We start from the raw sequence: 15,777 nt of genomic DNA on the forward strand, positions 1-15,777 counted from the left end.
TTATCAAGTAAATGACAGACAGGTTTTTGAAGCCAATCTGAAGTCTATACCCTGATGGGAAATATTAATGAAAAGTAAAGATAAAGATAAAACCCCGGAGAAAATCGAAGAAACGAATAGAGAATTGTTTAAGTTTGCATCAGGTGTAGCACAAGCTCAGCGATTCTTTCCCGAGGTACAACCCGCCTGGAAAGAGTTTTCTAAAAAAATAATCAGTGAATTTGCCGATAAGATTAATTCTTTATTTGCAGAAGATTTTAAAATTGATGAAGAGGTTAGAGCACCTGCAAGCGCTACTCAGTCTGTAATGGGTAGGGCCTATGTCTATTTATGCAATGCCAGACATTTATTCGCTAAAAATCAGTCGCAAATGCAACCTGAGAAATCTATCAAATATGGACGATTTGCTGAGCGTTATGTCACTGACTCTATTCTTTTTTTTAGACCAAAATCCTGGGAGCTGCTTATTTACAATGCTTTTGCAAACTTCTTTGAAAACAGCCCTGAATCTGCAAAATCTCATTTGAATGAGCGTGATATACAACTAAAATTTGATGGAGAGGACGCTCTTCAGTTCGTATACACAGTACTGTTGATTGAAAACGCTGATCGTCCATATCAACTTGACAGTATTTTTCGAGTTCTGGTGATACATCCTTCCTTCCCTGAAGAGGGTGAAGAAAGAGAAAAGCATTTTGAAAAACAATTTGCTAAAGCAGATTTGATATTTCAACAATGTATTAATTGGCAACCAGAAGATGGGCACGAAGCGTTCTTAATTAACATAGCAAAGTTATGTCATTTTTTTGCTATATTTCAACCCATTTTAAGTGGTAATAGTGCCATTGTAGAGTGGATGATTCGTGGAATAGCCAAAAATAAAGGATTAGAACTAGGTCCATTTAATTGGGGTGAGCTAGGTTGGGACCTCAAAGCATTCGTTACTCCGAATGTCGATGATTATGTGGAGTGGTTTGTTCAAAGTGCGCTCCCTGATTTTGCTCCTTCCAGTCCAAAACCAGGTTGAAATTTACATATATAAACAGCTGTAATCTGGTCATCAATGTTAACGGCTTCGACATTAATTGCGAGACTCGGTTTAGAGTGTTGGTCTTTGCTTTGCTCAGTCCAATAAGACATGCTTGTGATATCGCTAATCCCAGCATCCGATGATTGTTTTGCTGGTCACATTATTAATGATGTACGCTATCCTTTATTGCAAAGAAAAAGCTTGCCAGTCAATTGATGTCATTGCTACAAAAGAGTTTCTGAAACTTTACTCAGGCTATGGATTCAACCATTTTAGAATAGATAACCTGGTATACGTATTACGGACATCACCGGGCATAAACATGATGGAACATTAGGAAATGAGTTATAGCGAAACAGCGCTTTTGTCAAAGCTCACAGAAATTGAAAAAGGAGTTGTTCTGCTTTGGAGCAATCTTTAGGCGCTCAAAATACGGACACGCAGGAGGAAGAGAATACTAATAGGCCGGGCCTTAACTGGTTTTAAAATTGAGATGTTAAGGCTCCCACTCCAATTGGCGTCTTAGCACAGATGTAATTAAAACAAATGGCCGAATTTATGGATCACTACTTGCAAGCATTAGCAAAAACTCAGGGCGAAAATCTCAAGCACTAACTAATAAGGAAAACCATGGACAGGGCAACAATAACGAAGTTGATTTTAGCTGCACGAGTACAAAAGAAGCTGCGTTGGTCGGAGGTAGCTAAAGCAGTTGGCGGCAGCAAAGAGTGGGTTACTGCAGGCTGCCTAGGGCAAATGACATTTAATGCTGCGCAAGCAGAAACAGTGGTCAAATTATTTGACTTACCAAAGGAAGCCTTGGCGATATTGCAAACAGTACCTCATCGTGGTTCTTTGCCAACAGCCGTTCCAACCGATCCGCTAATCTATCGTTTTTATGAATTAGTGAGTGTTTACGGCACCACATTTAAAGAGCTAATTCAGGAAGAATTTGGCGATGGCATCATGAGCGCTATTGATTTTAAGATGGATTTGCAACGCGAATCTGATCCGGCAGGTGATCGAGTTTCAATAAAGTTAAGCGGTAAATTCCTAAAATATAAGGAATATTAATTCAGCAAAACCGGCTGAGTGAGATCGCCAAAATAAGGAGCCACCTATTCAAAGATGCTGTTTTTCGTCGTCTTGATAGGACGTCGGCCAACGTCTTTAACATCTATACTCTTATTAGGCCAACTAAGAACAGAGCATTCATGACTTATTACGATCTTTTAGGTATTCCACCAACGAATGATTTAGAAAAAATTGTAATGGCTGTAATGAAACTAAAGTTTTTAAATTACCATGTAATGACTAGAGATGACCTGGAGCGTTTGAACTCGATCAAACATTTTTTTTCAAAATTTTCAAATGAATACTATGATTATGTCACTAATCCTGACAGTATTTATCAAGTGCCTGGGGAAGATATTTATGATCTGAGCGATCAGTTTTATAAACCAGAGGAGTTTGATGGGAAAAAATTGTATATAGTCGAAATGGATAGCTTTACTATTCAAACGCCCAACAAAGTGTGCCAGGTATATGAAGCAAATCCTAAAAATTTGAATCAATTTGTAATCGATAAACCGCAAATTTATTTTGATTTAGATTCCTTATGCGCTATCGGAGTGAGTGACTGTCTGGTGTTAATCATTTCTGGTAAAACATTTCTAACTGAATTCAGAGTGTTAGCCCATATTTCGCCTTTGCAAAATATGCATATTGTTCATAGTCAAATTCTGGCAGCAATAACTGAAAGTTATGGACCGATTTTATCCAGCGATTATTTTTTGTTTGGCGGTGCTGGAGAACTACCTCAGCTTTTTACGGTAGATGTACCCGAAAGTGTTCCCTTATTGAACCTAGAAAGTAGATTAAAAGGAAATGCTGCAGAAAATATGCATAGTGTTGATGATACGATGTATATTTTGCTTGGGGAACACAACATAATCATCGAGCAGCAAGAACTCAATGAACAGCAGGAATTAATGACTTATCTATATTCTCAATCGTATTTCTCTTCGGAATTGCCCGTCAAAATAGATGATGCACTTGACCATTATACGCCCGGAGTAAGTGGATAACATTTCATTATTTAAAAGATTTGGATGCATGGCTGGACGATAAAAAAACCTAGACACCCTGGTAACTCCTTCAGTAGGGATGGTATTGTATTTAGGAATCTGGTTCGTGAATACGTACCTGGAACTAACTCATTTCATACTCTATATTTATATACAATTATTTTAAATGAGGGGTGACTATGGGTATGTATGAACGTTTACAAGAAGAGTCTTCTGAGGCGCGTCAAAAATTTATGTCAGTTCCTTTTATTAAAGGTCTACTTAGTGGGTCAGAGGATCTTCTCTCTCTAATGCAAGCAGTTGGTAAAGATGGTTTAAAAGATATCTATATTAATTTCCTGTTAGATTCTTATCAACATGTACGAATGGCCACAACAATCTATGCTATGGCAGGAGCAAGAGTAGCTGAAGAAAATAAAAAAGTACGCATTTGGCTTTTAAATCATGCAGTTGATGAATATGGGCACCATGAGTGGATAGCCAATGATTTAAAAGCATTAGGAGTCGATACTTCCACCTTGGCAACACGGAAGCAATCAGTTCATGCAGATTGTTTAGTCGCATGGTTATATTATATTGCTTATATCGGGAATCCAATGTCAATTCTCGCAGACTCCTTTGTGATCGAAGGATTAAGTCAGTTATTTGCATCTCAAGCAAGTGAGATCCTCCAATCTGAATTATCTTTGCCCGATGAAGCGTTGACTTATCTTGCACGACACGGTATTGCTGACCAAGGTCATATGGAAGAGTTAAAAGAATTAATTAATGAAAATGTTACAAAGGAAAGCGATTACCAGGACATGCTTCAATGTGCCAAGGTAGAATTTGAACTCTATAGCAAAATGATGCTGCAGCTTGATGATCGTGGCGTTCTCTAATGGAGCACAACCGGTTAAGTGGTAACAAACACTTAACCGCGTTAGGCTTATACATATAACTCAACTGTAGTTTCCGATTCGGCTCAGCCATTACCTGCATGGTGCTTTCATCTGACTGCAGGTAGTTTTGTGGGAATAATAATCGAGATCAGGTATTAAAAAGTTACCCTCAGTCGACCCATTTTAGATTAAGAGATTCAAACACTCATGTATACTGCTTTTGATTAAGGACATTAATGATTAATTTTCTCTCTCTGAGTGAAAGGCTCTTTGTATAAGATTCCATGTAGTTAATATAAAGAGAGGAATCAAAGCGGAATAATTTTTTCTCAAAACCACGAGGAATAACCATCAGCTTACAATCCTCCAGCGCCCTTACAGACGTATATCTTAAATAATTGTCATGGTGTGTCCCAAATTCGCCTACAATATCCCCAGGATGGGCATGCATAATTGTTTTTTCGTATTTTGATATGCTCAAGTGACCGGATAAAATAATAAATTTCTCCTGGTGATGCTCTTTTTCACTGAATAACATAAACCCTTTCCTAAGATTTAAAAAATAACAATTTTTAATGATAAAATTAATTGTTTCTTTTTTTAGATGGTATAGAAAAGATTTTTTATATTTTAAATAAGAAGTTGACTCTAAATCATCAATAGTTTTAGTGGAAGTTATAAAGTTTTCTAATACTTCAGGCCTAAAATTGCTGTAAGAACTTTTCAATGAATCAGAACAGTATTTATTCATTGGATGGTAAAGAACAGATTTTATTTTCTTTAAGAATTGCATGTCAGGCATTACTACAATAGGTATTTCAACTCTGTCATCAAACTGTAGTAATTCATTTGTGTAGGGTCGATAACCAAGTTGCATATAATGCTTGAGTAAGCCAGGAGAACAACTTGAAAATGTGAAATAACTATTTAAGTCACGAAACAATCGTGTTGCGAGATGGGTGGCATGAGCGGCTGCGAGATATTTTCCGCGTTTTGATCTTGTTACAGCTAAACGTTCTACAAAAGTGATTAATGGGTTAGGGGGTAGGGGTAACTGATGAAGATAGTATTTCATCTTTTCTTCCTCAGATATCTCATTGCAATCTAAATAATATGCTCTGCACGTGCTTGAAATATTGTTTTTGGAAGTTGTATAGGTGAGGATTGAATTTTTTTTATCGTCAATTATATCTTTAAGTATTTTCCTCTGATGATCAAAGTTTTCCTCTATCATTTTATATTCATTATGATAAATCTCATATCTAAACTTATATATTTTGTGCTTTTCTTCCTCTGTAGAGGCTTCTTTGACTGGGATGCATTCTAAAATACGGTATTTGAAATAAGTAGATAACATACAACTTTTACCTGAGTGCGTGGGTCAATATAAAACATTATAGACGTAAATTGAGCAATTAAATTGAATCTTTTATAGCTGCTCACAATACTAAATGCATTTTAATGATTTGATAATCTCACCGAACCATACTTGGAATATATTCCTTCCATGAAGTCATCCGAACCATGGCGACATTTCAATTGGATTCCTATGTCCAGAGCTCAACCAATGAGCTGGAACAGTTAGATGAACACTCGTTATTTGATAGAAGCTCAGTTAACATGTCTTATAATGTGTCATTTAGGATTAAAACGATAGTTGAGTTAAGTGATATGGAAATGCGGAATTAATAAAGGATTGAGAATCAAAAGGTTACAGCGTTGGTTTACACTTTACTCATTCACATACAATAAATTAGCACTTTATAAGAAGACATAAGCGCGATGGCTAATATCGTAACCTGTGATTTGTATTGGTCGGAGTGACAGGAATTGAACCTGCGACCCCTGCCTCCCGAAGGCAAAATCAAATAATCCTCTATGCATTTCAATGCATCTATATGAACGACAACCCCTTATATATAAAGGGCTTTCTTGCGGTTTTTAATTTACACTCATACATCATTATGCTACATTCCATAATAAAAATGCACCCTATATGCACCCTGAAAGATTAGGGTACGTTTCTAAATGGAAATAGAGTTGTAAATAGTGCAGGGCCGGATCAGAAGATTTTTGAGGGGCTATAAACCAAAAAACCACCGTAAAGGTGGTTCTTGGTCAACTGCTTAAAGGGGCGCTTTCACGGATCCCTAAAAGCTTACTGAGTAATTATGAGCCATTTGATAGGCATATGTCAATAAAGAAAAGGGCAAGAGATGGAAGAGTACTTAAACGTCTTATCAATGGATCGACTCAAGAGCTATGAAATATTATGCCCCAATCAAGGCAAGTCAAATATTATAGGTGCGTACCATTGGAATTTGCTTATATCTCAAGCATTGTATCCTTTTATCCACTCTGTTGAAATTGCCTTACGTAATTCTATACATCATGCCGCAACTCAGAAATTTCAAACGGAGTTCTGGTTTGAATTCGTTATTAAAGATGGCAAGTCAAAATCTATCCTTACAGAAACAAAAAACGATTTGTCTAAAAGGTTCGAGAACTTTTCGGCATCAGATATTGTTGCAGGGTTAACATTCGGCTTTTGGACTACCTTAATAAAACAAAAAACCTACACTGACCAATTTAATCCGCATAGGCTGTGGCCTGATTTGATCCCTTCCGTTTTCCCTCATTATGCAAGAGGGAATGATGACAGAAAAAATATATCAAAGCGATTTGAGGAAATTAGATTGATCAGAAACAGGTTGTTTCATCATGAACCCATATGGAAATTTAAGAAAGCTAATACGCCGCAGGAGTGCATTGCTGAATTGCGTAGGAAGTTCAACGACATATTTAAAGCAATAGGCTGGATGTCAACTCACAAAAGAAATAACTTGAGAGAATTCGGGTTTGTCGAGTTTTTTAAAAACCATTGCACGCTTGAGGTGTTAGAAAGTTATTGTGTAAAAGGCAGTCAGATTCAGCATTTGGGGGAATAGATGAAAGCTAAAATAAACAATACCCTTATAAAAAAGTTAATGCCAGCAGATAAGGAGTACGAGGTTCATGATATAGATTTGAAAGGATTTTTTATAAGAGTTTTCCCCACAGGAACAATGCGCTATGTCTGCCAGTATAAAAGAGGGAAAAAAATTAATATAGGTACAGTGGGGGTTATTTCAGCGCCTCAAGCCAGAGAAAAGGCAATTGAGGTATTAAGTAATTCAAACAAAGGCATTGAACCCACAGCCCGAAAGGGTGCTAATAAGGTTCATACATTAAAAGAGTTTATTGAAAATGAGTTTAAACCGTGGGCTCTAGCTCATCATAAGAGAGGACAAGAAACCATCGAAGCCCTTCATCGATGTTTTAATAAGCTATATTCAAAACCTCTTAGTGAAATTACGCCTGCTTTAATGGAGCAATGGCGAGTCAAGCGGCTAAACGAGGGTACAGCCCAGGCAACCATAAATCGAAACATTACGACCCTTAAATCTGTGATCACTAAGGCAACAGAATGGGGCTTTTTGAAAGAAAATCTATTACGAAACTTAAAGCAATTCAAAGTCGACCGCTCCCCAAAAGTAAGATATCTAACAGTAGAAGAAGAAACCCGGCTACGGCAGACTCTTCAAGGACGAGAAAACCAATTAAAGCAGAAGAGAGTAAGTGCTAATCAGTGGCGTAAGATTCGTGGATACAGCTTATACCCGGAATTAGAGGAGGGGGAATTCTTTGACCATTTAATGCCAATGGTACTTATTTCAATTAATACAGGCCTAAGACGTGGAGAGTTATTTAATCTAACATGGAACATGATAGACCTCTCTGCCAAATCGATTTTTATCGATGGTGGAATCACTAAAAACAGTAGTTCTCGTTTCATTCCATTGAATGAAGAAGCGTATCGTATTTTGAAACAGCTTCATCAAAAGAGAAGCGCTGAAAGTATACTGATTTTTCCCAGCAAGGGCGATCAGCCGTTTAATCACGTCAAACGGTCTTGGGCTTCACTTTTAGAGCAATCAAAAATTACACAATTTAGATGGCATGATTTACGTCATCACTTTGCCAGTAAATTGGTTATGGCTGGAGTTGATTTAAATACTGTCAGAGAGTTGCTGGGTCATTCTGATATAAAAATGACATTAAGGTATGCTCATTTAGCGCCTGAGTATAAGATAAGTGCCGTAAATAAAATCAGCTGGACAAAATGTAATTAGTGTTATAACCGTTCAATTTGTAGTACAATTGCAGGTTAATATTGATGCTTATTGAATCAACTCAGCATTATAATGAAAAATACATTTAAACATTTAATTCCATTATGTCCAGAAGAAATTAATAAAATATGGGATAATTGCATTATTGTCCCTGATACTAATTTTTTATTACAAATTTATAGATATTCAGAGAGCTCTCGAAAGACTTATTTAGAGGTTTTGAATCACGAAGCCATAGTTAATAAATTATGGATGCCTTTTCAAGTAGGTTTAGAATTTCATGAGAATAGGATTGGTGTAATTTCTCATCAAACAATCGTTAAAGATAGTGTTTTAGACCATATCCACTCAGCTCAGAAAACTCTTAAAGACAAAATTGTTGGTTTAAATATACGAGAGCATCACCCATTTTTAAATGAGTCGCGTTTGCTGGGTTTAATTGATGAGAAAATACAAGATATAACTTCAGAGGTTGAAAATCTAGCCAAACAACATCCTAATTTAGTTAGAAATGATGCGCTTTTGGAAAAAATCCATAATTTATTTGAATCGAGAATAGGCAATAAACCTTCAGATGAAGCTATAGAAAATTATATTACAGAGGCAAAATCACTATATTCTCAGGGTAGGGGGCCCGGGCATAAAGATGACAAAAAAGAAGAAAATAAAAAATATAGCGATTATATAATTTGGAAAGAAACTATTCAGCAAGCTAAAAAGCTGCGAATGCCTGTAATCTTTATTACAAATGATACAAAGGAAGATTGGTGGCAACTTTATAATGGAAAAAAAATTGGTATCAATTTTGATAATCGAAAGCAATTTATTGAAGAAACAGGCCAAGATATAATTTTATACACTGGTGAAAAATTTATTGAATATGCCTCTAATCATAATAAAGCAAAGATTGATGCGAAAAGCTTGTTGTCCGAAATGAGGGAGCTTCATAATATCGATATTCAAAATGACTTATTTGGAGATCCTGAAGAGCTGAAAACTAAGTTGATGCAAATATTGCCAGAAATGAAATTACGTGAAAGAGCTGGCCTTCTAAGTGATCTTAATAATAATCGAAATTATCTTCGGGGTCTTCTCGACTTAAAAATTGATAGCGAAAAATTTAACCAAATAATGTCTACGAATGAAATTACTGATGAAGACTCTTTCCAAGACAAATTTATAAAACAATTGCTTGTCCGCTATAAAAATAATTTAGAAGATAATTAACGATATCAAACATTCATAAATCATTCAGCGTATAATTCTCCAACGATGCCAGATGATAGGGGTTGCCGCTAATATTCTTTTTGTAAAAATAACTGGTTCCTCAGCTGCAGTTTGAGCATTTAAACAAACCAATGCGAAACCGCTATTTCTTTTCACTAGGCGTCTAAAATAAGTACCCTCACTGATCTCTATGATACAATCGTTGCCTAGGCATTTCTCAATATCCACTGCATTTAGGTATTTGATACCTCCGACAAAGTCTCCCTTTGAATAACTGGGTTCCATTGTGTCGTCCGAAATCATTACAACGAGAGCATTTGGATTGTTTGACTTAAAGAATTCAATTTCTCTCTGAATGGCGTTTTCTTGGCTAAGAAGTGGAGCTATATCTTTATCTAGTGCTGGGAAAGGTACAAAATCTGTATTCAAGAGGCTGGGGCTTTTGCCTGAACCGTTGAGAAGCCATTGCATAGAGCAGCTTACGCCAGCGCTATGTAATATCTCTACAAGCTTGGATGCTGTTTTTTCATTTAGAGGGTTTCTGCCTAACTCCCATGATTGGAGAGTATGCATACTAATTCCAAATTTCTCTTCCAAATCTTTGCGAGATATACCTGCCAAACTCCTAGCGGTTTTAATACGCCGGCCGGCATTTATACGTTGATCATCTGTATTTTCATTCATAGAAACCTAGTACAAATAATTTATATACCACAATTGCGTATAATGTATTTACATAATACGCATTATAGGTATAATTTATTTTAATATACGTATTATCCCATAAAACACGATCCATTGAACTAATAGCTTTAACAAATTTACATCAAATGGTCAATGAATTAGGCAAGAGTTAAGAGATAGTAAGTATCGTTTCGCTCAATGTATGTGAGTATTGGCTCAAAATCAAGTGCAGTAAAACGTTAGGGATGAAGTATTCGTTATGGATTTTTTTATTAATAAATATGAACTTGCGGGTCTTAATGGCTTACAGCACGTTCAACAATTGGCTTACTTAATAGGAATACGTCCTTATATGGATATAAATACACGTATAGTTGGTATAAAACGGAAGATCAGCCATCAATCCATTGCTGAAGCCCTATATATCGAACCACACCCCGGCATACAAAGTGGAATCCTAAGCAGAGATCAGATCCGCCGAGCCATTAAAGGATTGGAAAAGGCTGGTTTAGTTGAAAATCAAAGTACTGAGCATGCGCTTATTTTAAAGTGCTTATTAGCGAGTGAGCGTTTTTCTGCCCAAAATAAAGCCGCCATCAAGGCGCCACACCATACCGCCATTGTGGATAACTCAGATAGACCAGGCGGGGCAAGGGCTTTCGATACAAATAATCAGCAAGCCACCATAGGCAAACAGGCGGAATCCGCCATACCTCATAATAGTAATAATAATTATTTATTTTTTTTATATAAACAATTCGAGCAATTTTGGTCGGTGTATCCGGTCAAGCGCTCCCAGCCTCAAGCTTGGCAAGCATTCCAAGAATTAAACCCCTCAGCAGAACTGTTTCAGCGAATGATAAACGCTTTGCAAAAACAAATCGCTTACCACGACCAACAAACCGCATTTAATCACTGGATGCCCAACTGGAAGAATGCCGGCAACTGGATAGCTCAGCAATGCTGGAACGATGAATTACCGATTCAACACAAAAAGGACGAACACCATGCAACACATCAAAAACCTGCTTCAGCAGCCGGAAGCTACGATCCGCTTTGGGCAACCTGCAAGAGGCGAAATGAAACCAAAGCCGAAGAGCCCTCCAACGTCATCGCCTTCCCAAGAGCCTCCAGCGGAACACATTGATGATTTATTTTTGAAATTTGCGTCTTATTACGGCGCGATATGGCGTGCACACATGAAGGAAGAGAGGTTTATCGTGTTTATGAAAAACGAGTGGCAAATCAGTTTGAAGGAGTTTACACCGGCAATTATTCAGGAGGCGACCGATCATTGCTTGAAACGCAAGCAACTACCGCCAACCTTGCCGCAATTTTACGACCTGTGCCGAACCTTACACATTCGGGAAAAAGAGCAGGAAGCATTAAATAACAGAGCACCGAATGATCGAGCAACGCCTGCCTCACTGGAAGTCGGACGCAGGTACTTAAAACTAATCAAACAAATGTTAAACAGCAACTAAGGGAGAACACCATGCTGATTTTGGGAAGACGAGAAGGCGAATTGATTCTGATTGACAAGGGGCAAATCCAAGTGAAGGTGTTGCATCTCGATAGCGACTTGATTCACTTAGGGTTCAAATCCTCAGTGCGCATCGATATCGATACGCCGGCTGAGGGCATTCAGTACCTTAGCGCCAATTGCATGATGGTGTTGCAATGCCATCTAGGCGACAAATTGTTTCTGAATGAGGGTGAGATTCAGGTGAAATGTTTGGCAGCCCATCACGGCATGCTGTATTTGGGCATTCAAGCGCCGTTGCATATTGATGTCGACCGTCAGGAGATTTTTGCGCGCAAGAATGCAACTGCTAATTCAAGTGAGAAAGCCTGCAATGACGTTTACTTCAAACAGCCCAAGATTCGCTAAGGAGAGCATGATGCGCAAACTTCATCGCTTTAAGCAACTCGCAAAAGCGAGATACCTGGCTCTGTGCAGTGCCTTATTACCTGTTCCCTGTTTTGCCAAATCGATTGAGACGGTGATTAATGGGGCAGTGAACTACCTGCAAGGCGACTTGGTGCGCTCGGTCGCTGTGGCGATTATCGTCACCTTGGGTTACATGTGTTTTAAATTGCAGAAATTCCCCAAAGAGTATTTTGTGTACTTTTTAGTCGGGCTAGGCCTCGTGTTTGGTGCCAGTGAAATTTACGGCGTCGTGGAGAGGGGATAATGCCTGATAATCACTTGCACAGTAATCCCATCTTTGGCGCACTGACCCGCCCGGCCATGACCGGCGGGGTCACGCTTGAGTTTCACGTGATGAACTTAATTGTGTCGATGGCGGCATTCATTGGCTTGGGCAGCATGCTGTACGGCCTTATTTTCCTACCGATTCACGCCTGTGGCTGGCTTGCCTGTAAACACGATACGGCCTTGCTCACCATCTTAAGCAAACGCTTATTCAAGCTGCCTAATCTGCCTAATTCATCCTTCTGGGGAGTCCGCGCCTATGAGCCTTTCTAAGATGAGGCAGCGCCTGCAACAGGAAACCGGAATCAGCAGCTTGTTTCCGGTCACACACCTTAATTCAGCGAGTCTATTTGAAACCAAAGACGGCTTAATCGGTGCAACCTTGCAAGTCGAAGGCATTTCCTTTGTCATGGCAGAACCAGAGTATTTAAACGAGATGTCATATCGCTTGCATCAAGCGCTTTTACATCTCGATGAGCGATTCATGGCCTACGTGACCATTCACCGCCATAAAGAAGACATTCGCTTAAAGGGTGAGTTTAAATCGCCGTTTGCCAAGCGGGTCAACGACAAATACCACGCCCGTTTTCAAGGCAAAAGCCTGTACCGCAATGCAATTTATATCACCGTGGTACTCAAGGGCGATAATTCCAGCAAAGCCGCACGAACGTTAAGCTGGTCGAATAAAGTCAGCGCGTCTAAGCACATTGACGCACGGCAACAGCAGCGAGAAGCGCAAATCGCCTTGCTACTTGGAAAAATGGAGCAGCTTAAAACCTCCTTATCTCCCTTTAAACCGCATTTACTAGGCGAGCATGACCGAGAAAAAGGCTATAGCGAACTGCTGGCCTTCCTCTCCTTAATTCCTAATGCGGGCGAGCGCTTACCCTTTACCCAACCTCAATTTAACGCCATGACCGGTAAAGGCTTGCTGGACACTTTAAAAGCCAATGCCAAATACCCGGAAGGCAATCTCAGCCAGTACGTGACCAACAAACAGTTATTCTTCGGTCAATCGATTCAGTTTCAAGGGGCAGTCAATACCAGCTTTGCAGCCATGCTTTCGATTAAAAAATACGGGCAAGAAACCAAGGCCCTGATTCTCGATAAACTGTTAGAACTGGATTCCGAATACATCTTAACCCATAGCTTCGCACCGGTTCCGCGCGAAGTGGCACTGGATTTAGTGGATAAGAAACGAGGCAATTTATTGAATGCCAAGGATTTAGGCGCGAGCCAAATCCAGCAGTTAAGTGCTTTAGAAGATGGGCTCGCCAGTGAAGTAGCGCGCTTAGGCTTTCATCACAATAGCTTAATGCTCATATCCCCGGACAAAAGCCAATTAGAGAATGCCATTCGCGAAGCAGTCAAAGCCTATGCGGGAGCGGGTATTGTTTTAGTGCGCGAGAACATCGGCCAGGAACTGGCTTACTGGGCGCAAATTCCCGGCAATCACGCCTTTATTGCACGGGCAAGTTTAATTACCTCGCATAACTTTGTCGATTTTTGCTCACTCCATAATTTCGATACGGGTTTTCGTAACGGCAATCACTTGGGCGAAGCCGTTACTTTATTAGAAACGCCCTCAAAAACCCCGGTCTTTTTTAACTATCACAGCCAATCGTCTAAAACGAACCCCGCCAAAGGACATACGGCTATCTTTGCAGCGACCAATGCCGGGAAGAATACACTGGTGTCGTTCCTTGATGCGCAAATGGGACGCTACGACAACCGCAGCTTTTTCTTTGACCGTGATGAAGCCTCCAAGATTTATGTATTGAGTGCTCCCAATAGCAGCTATACAGTGATTTCACCAAAGCATGCTGCCCGTATCGCCATGAATCCCTTCATGCTTCCCGATACGCCTCACAATCGAAGCTTTGTCAAAGACTGGTTCGCAGAGCTCATTAAACAACCCAATGAAAGCGATTTATCTAGCAGTATTCGCGAAACCATTAACGAATGTGTGAATTATGCTTTTGACCATTTAGAGCGCCGATACCGCAACTTAAGCAATATTGCCCGATGCCTTCCGAAAGACTTTCCCCGTTGGCCGGAGTTAAAGCGCTGGCTTCGCGAAGATGAAACCAGAGAGGCTGGCGAGTATGCCTGGCTGTTTGACCATGACCATGACGCACTGGCGGTTGATTTGGATAAAGTGGGCTTTGATATCACCTATCTAATGGATGAAGTATCCCCCTTAATCTCAACGCCCGTTTACATGTACCTATTACATCGGGTACGCCTCTGCCTTGATGGGCGTTTAACCTCCATCATTATTGATGAAGCCTGGCAGGTCTTTAATTCGCCATTCTGGCTGAAGCACTTGAAAGCATGGGCAGCGACTATTCGTAAGAAAAACGGCCATTTCGTGTTCATGACGCAAACGCCCGAATCTATTGTGCAGTCACCGATTGCCGCCGAAATCATTACCAATGTGGCGACCAGCATCTATTTCCCCAATCCGGCAGCGAATGAAGCAACCTATATCGGTGCTTTAGGCTTAACCCGTGGGGAGTATCAAACCATCAAATCCCTAACACCGGAATCAAGGCTATTCCTCTACAAACAAGAGCGAAAGAGCATTCTTTGCCGGCTTGATTTAAGTGAACTACCCGAAGAAATTCGCGTCTTCTCGGGAAATGAAGCAACCGTGCGCCTGCTTGACAGCATCATCGATGAGGTAAGCGCCAATGCCGAAGACTGGTTGCCGGTATTCCTGCAAAGGAGTGGCGCATGAAGATTCGACTCCTCCTTGCCGGGCTTTGTCTAAGCTCTAATGTTCATGCCGAAATCATTTCCGATATTGCCTTGCTTGAAAAGCTTGGCGAGCAACTAGTAGAGATGAGGAGACAATACGAGATGCTGCAAAAGACTTATCAAAATGCCGAATCGCAATTGAATGGTTTGCAGAAACTTCAAGACTTAAACAGTGGTAATTATGGCTTTGGTAATCTGAACAATAGCCTTGCGGATTTAAAGAATCGCCAATGGTCAGCCAATACCTGGGATGAGGCGTTAAAGAACATCTCAGGAGGCAATCCAAGCCGTTACCAAGAGCTGGTCAAAGCCTATGAAAAAAGCCACATCACACTGGACGATGCCAGTTTCTTAAAAGGGGCGACCACCGAGCGCTTGAAGCAATACCAGCAAAACAAAGCGGTAAATGAAGCAGTCAGTGTGCAAGCCACTTATGCCTATAACGAAATCAACCAGCATTTAAAAGCCATTCATGAGCTCTCAGCTCATATTGAGAAAACCCCAAACACCAAGGCAGCCGTGGATTTAAATTCACGACTGATTGCAGAACTCGCCTTTATCCAAACCGAGCAATTAAAACTGCAAACCCTAATCGGTCAACAGTCAGCCATGAGCAGTTTTAATGACATCAGTAGTGAAACCGATATGGCACGCTTTAACCGTTTGCCCGATGAATAAGGAGAACAGAATGCGAATCATCCTTGTATGCCTTGTAATACTG

16 protein-coding genes are annotated in these 15,777 nt (G+C 39.8%); 14 read left to right on the top strand and 2 right to left on the bottom strand.

Annotated features, from left to right (window positions below; genetic code table 11):
- Positions 1-67 precede the first annotated feature (67 nt).
- The 4 genes from DYH61_RS02810 (at position 68) to DYH61_RS02825 (ending at position 3,998) form a co-directional block, all read left to right on the top strand.
- Positions 68-1,027 carry a hypothetical protein gene (locus DYH61_RS02810; protein WP_058508263.1) on the top strand — a complete coding sequence of 320 codons (960 nt, stop codon included), beginning with the start codon at positions 68-70 and terminating at the stop codon, positions 1,025-1,027.
- Positions 1,028-1,660: 633 nt separating this feature from the next.
- Positions 1,661-2,104, top strand: a complete 444-nt coding sequence (cynS, locus tag DYH61_RS02815; RefSeq protein ID WP_058508262.1) for a cyanase — start codon at positions 1,661-1,663, stop codon at positions 2,102-2,104.
- Between the two features lie 140 nt (positions 2,105-2,244).
- Positions 2,245-3,117: a hypothetical protein gene (locus DYH61_RS02820; RefSeq protein WP_058508261.1), complete on the top strand. Its 873-nt coding sequence runs from the start codon at positions 2,245-2,247 to the stop codon at positions 3,115-3,117.
- Between the two features lie 179 nt (positions 3,118-3,296).
- Positions 3,297-3,998, top strand: a complete 702-nt coding sequence (locus DYH61_RS02825) for an iron-containing redox enzyme family protein (RefSeq protein WP_058508260.1) — start codon at positions 3,297-3,299, stop codon at positions 3,996-3,998.
- 205 nt (positions 3,999-4,203) lie between these two features.
- Here DYH61_RS02825 and DYH61_RS02830 read toward each other — a convergent pair whose 3' ends face one another.
- Positions 4,204-5,355 carry a Crp/Fnr family transcriptional regulator gene (locus DYH61_RS02830; RefSeq protein ID WP_058508259.1) on the bottom strand — a complete coding sequence of 384 codons (1,152 nt, stop codon included), beginning with the start codon at positions 5,353-5,355 and terminating at the stop codon, positions 4,204-4,206.
- A gap of 859 nt (positions 5,356-6,214) precedes the next feature.
- Here DYH61_RS02830 and DYH61_RS02835 point away from each other — a divergent pair.
- From DYH61_RS02835 to DYH61_RS02845, 3 genes are all read left to right on the top strand, one after another.
- Complete coding sequence (locus tag DYH61_RS02835; protein ID WP_058508258.1) at positions 6,215-6,946, top strand: Abi family protein; 732 nt, start codon at positions 6,215-6,217, stop codon at positions 6,944-6,946.
- Positions 6,947-8,170, top strand: a complete 1,224-nt coding sequence (locus DYH61_RS02840) for a site-specific integrase (RefSeq protein ID WP_058508257.1) — start codon at positions 6,947-6,949, stop codon at positions 8,168-8,170.
- Between the two features lie 72 nt (positions 8,171-8,242).
- Positions 8,243-9,397, top strand: a complete 1,155-nt coding sequence (locus tag DYH61_RS02845; RefSeq protein WP_058508256.1) for a PIN-like domain-containing protein — start codon at positions 8,243-8,245, stop codon at positions 9,395-9,397.
- 24 nt (positions 9,398-9,421) lie between these two features.
- Here the strand turns inward: DYH61_RS02845 and DYH61_RS02850 are convergent, their stop codons facing one another.
- Positions 9,422-10,081: a helix-turn-helix domain-containing protein gene (locus DYH61_RS02850; RefSeq protein WP_058508255.1), complete on the bottom strand. Its 660-nt coding sequence runs from the start codon at positions 10,079-10,081 to the stop codon at positions 9,422-9,424.
- 259 nt (positions 10,082-10,340) lie between these two features.
- Between DYH61_RS02850 and DYH61_RS02855 the strand changes: the two genes are divergently transcribed.
- Genes DYH61_RS02855 through DYH61_RS02885 form a run of 7 tightly spaced genes read left to right on the top strand, consistent with a single transcriptional unit; the run spans position 10,341 to position 15,734 of the window.
- The gene (locus DYH61_RS02855; protein WP_058508254.1) at positions 10,341-11,228 is read left to right on the top strand and encodes a hypothetical protein; all 888 of its coding nucleotides are present in this window, start codon (positions 10,341-10,343) and stop codon (positions 11,226-11,228) included.
- 52 nt (positions 11,229-11,280) lie between these two features.
- Positions 11,281-11,565, top strand: coding sequence for a hypothetical protein (locus DYH61_RS02860; protein WP_133129127.1), 285 nt, complete (start codon positions 11,281-11,283; stop codon positions 11,563-11,565).
- Positions 11,566-11,576: 11 nt separating this feature from the next.
- Positions 11,577-11,972: a carbon storage regulator gene (locus DYH61_RS02865; protein WP_058508252.1), complete on the top strand. Its 396-nt coding sequence runs from the start codon at positions 11,577-11,579 to the stop codon at positions 11,970-11,972.
- 7 nt (positions 11,973-11,979) lie between these two features.
- Positions 11,980-12,276 carry a TrbC/VirB2 family protein gene (locus tag DYH61_RS02870; protein WP_234999871.1) on the top strand — a complete coding sequence of 99 codons (297 nt, stop codon included), beginning with the start codon at positions 11,980-11,982 and terminating at the stop codon, positions 12,274-12,276.
- Positions 12,276-12,569, top strand: coding sequence for a VirB3 family type IV secretion system protein (locus tag DYH61_RS02875; RefSeq protein ID WP_058508250.1), 294 nt, complete (start codon positions 12,276-12,278; stop codon positions 12,567-12,569). Before DYH61_RS02870 ends, DYH61_RS02875 begins: the two co-directional genes overlap by 1 nt.
- Positions 12,556-15,036 (top strand): VirB4 family type IV secretion/conjugal transfer ATPase, encoded by a 2,481-nt coding sequence (locus DYH61_RS02880; RefSeq protein ID WP_058508249.1) that lies wholly within the window; start codon positions 12,556-12,558, stop codon positions 15,034-15,036. The genes DYH61_RS02875 and DYH61_RS02880 overlap by 14 nt, the downstream gene beginning before the upstream one ends.
- Positions 15,033-15,734 carry a TrbJ/VirB5 family protein gene (locus DYH61_RS02885; RefSeq protein WP_058508248.1) on the top strand — a complete coding sequence of 234 codons (702 nt, stop codon included), beginning with the start codon at positions 15,033-15,035 and terminating at the stop codon, positions 15,732-15,734. The genes DYH61_RS02880 and DYH61_RS02885 overlap by 4 nt, the downstream gene beginning before the upstream one ends.
- The last annotated feature ends 43 nt before the right edge of the window (positions 15,735-15,777 follow it).

It is taken from the genome of Legionella quinlivanii (genome assembly GCF_900461555.1).
Classification (GTDB): domain Bacteria; phylum Pseudomonadota; class Gammaproteobacteria; order Legionellales; family Legionellaceae; genus Legionella_C; species Legionella_C quinlivanii.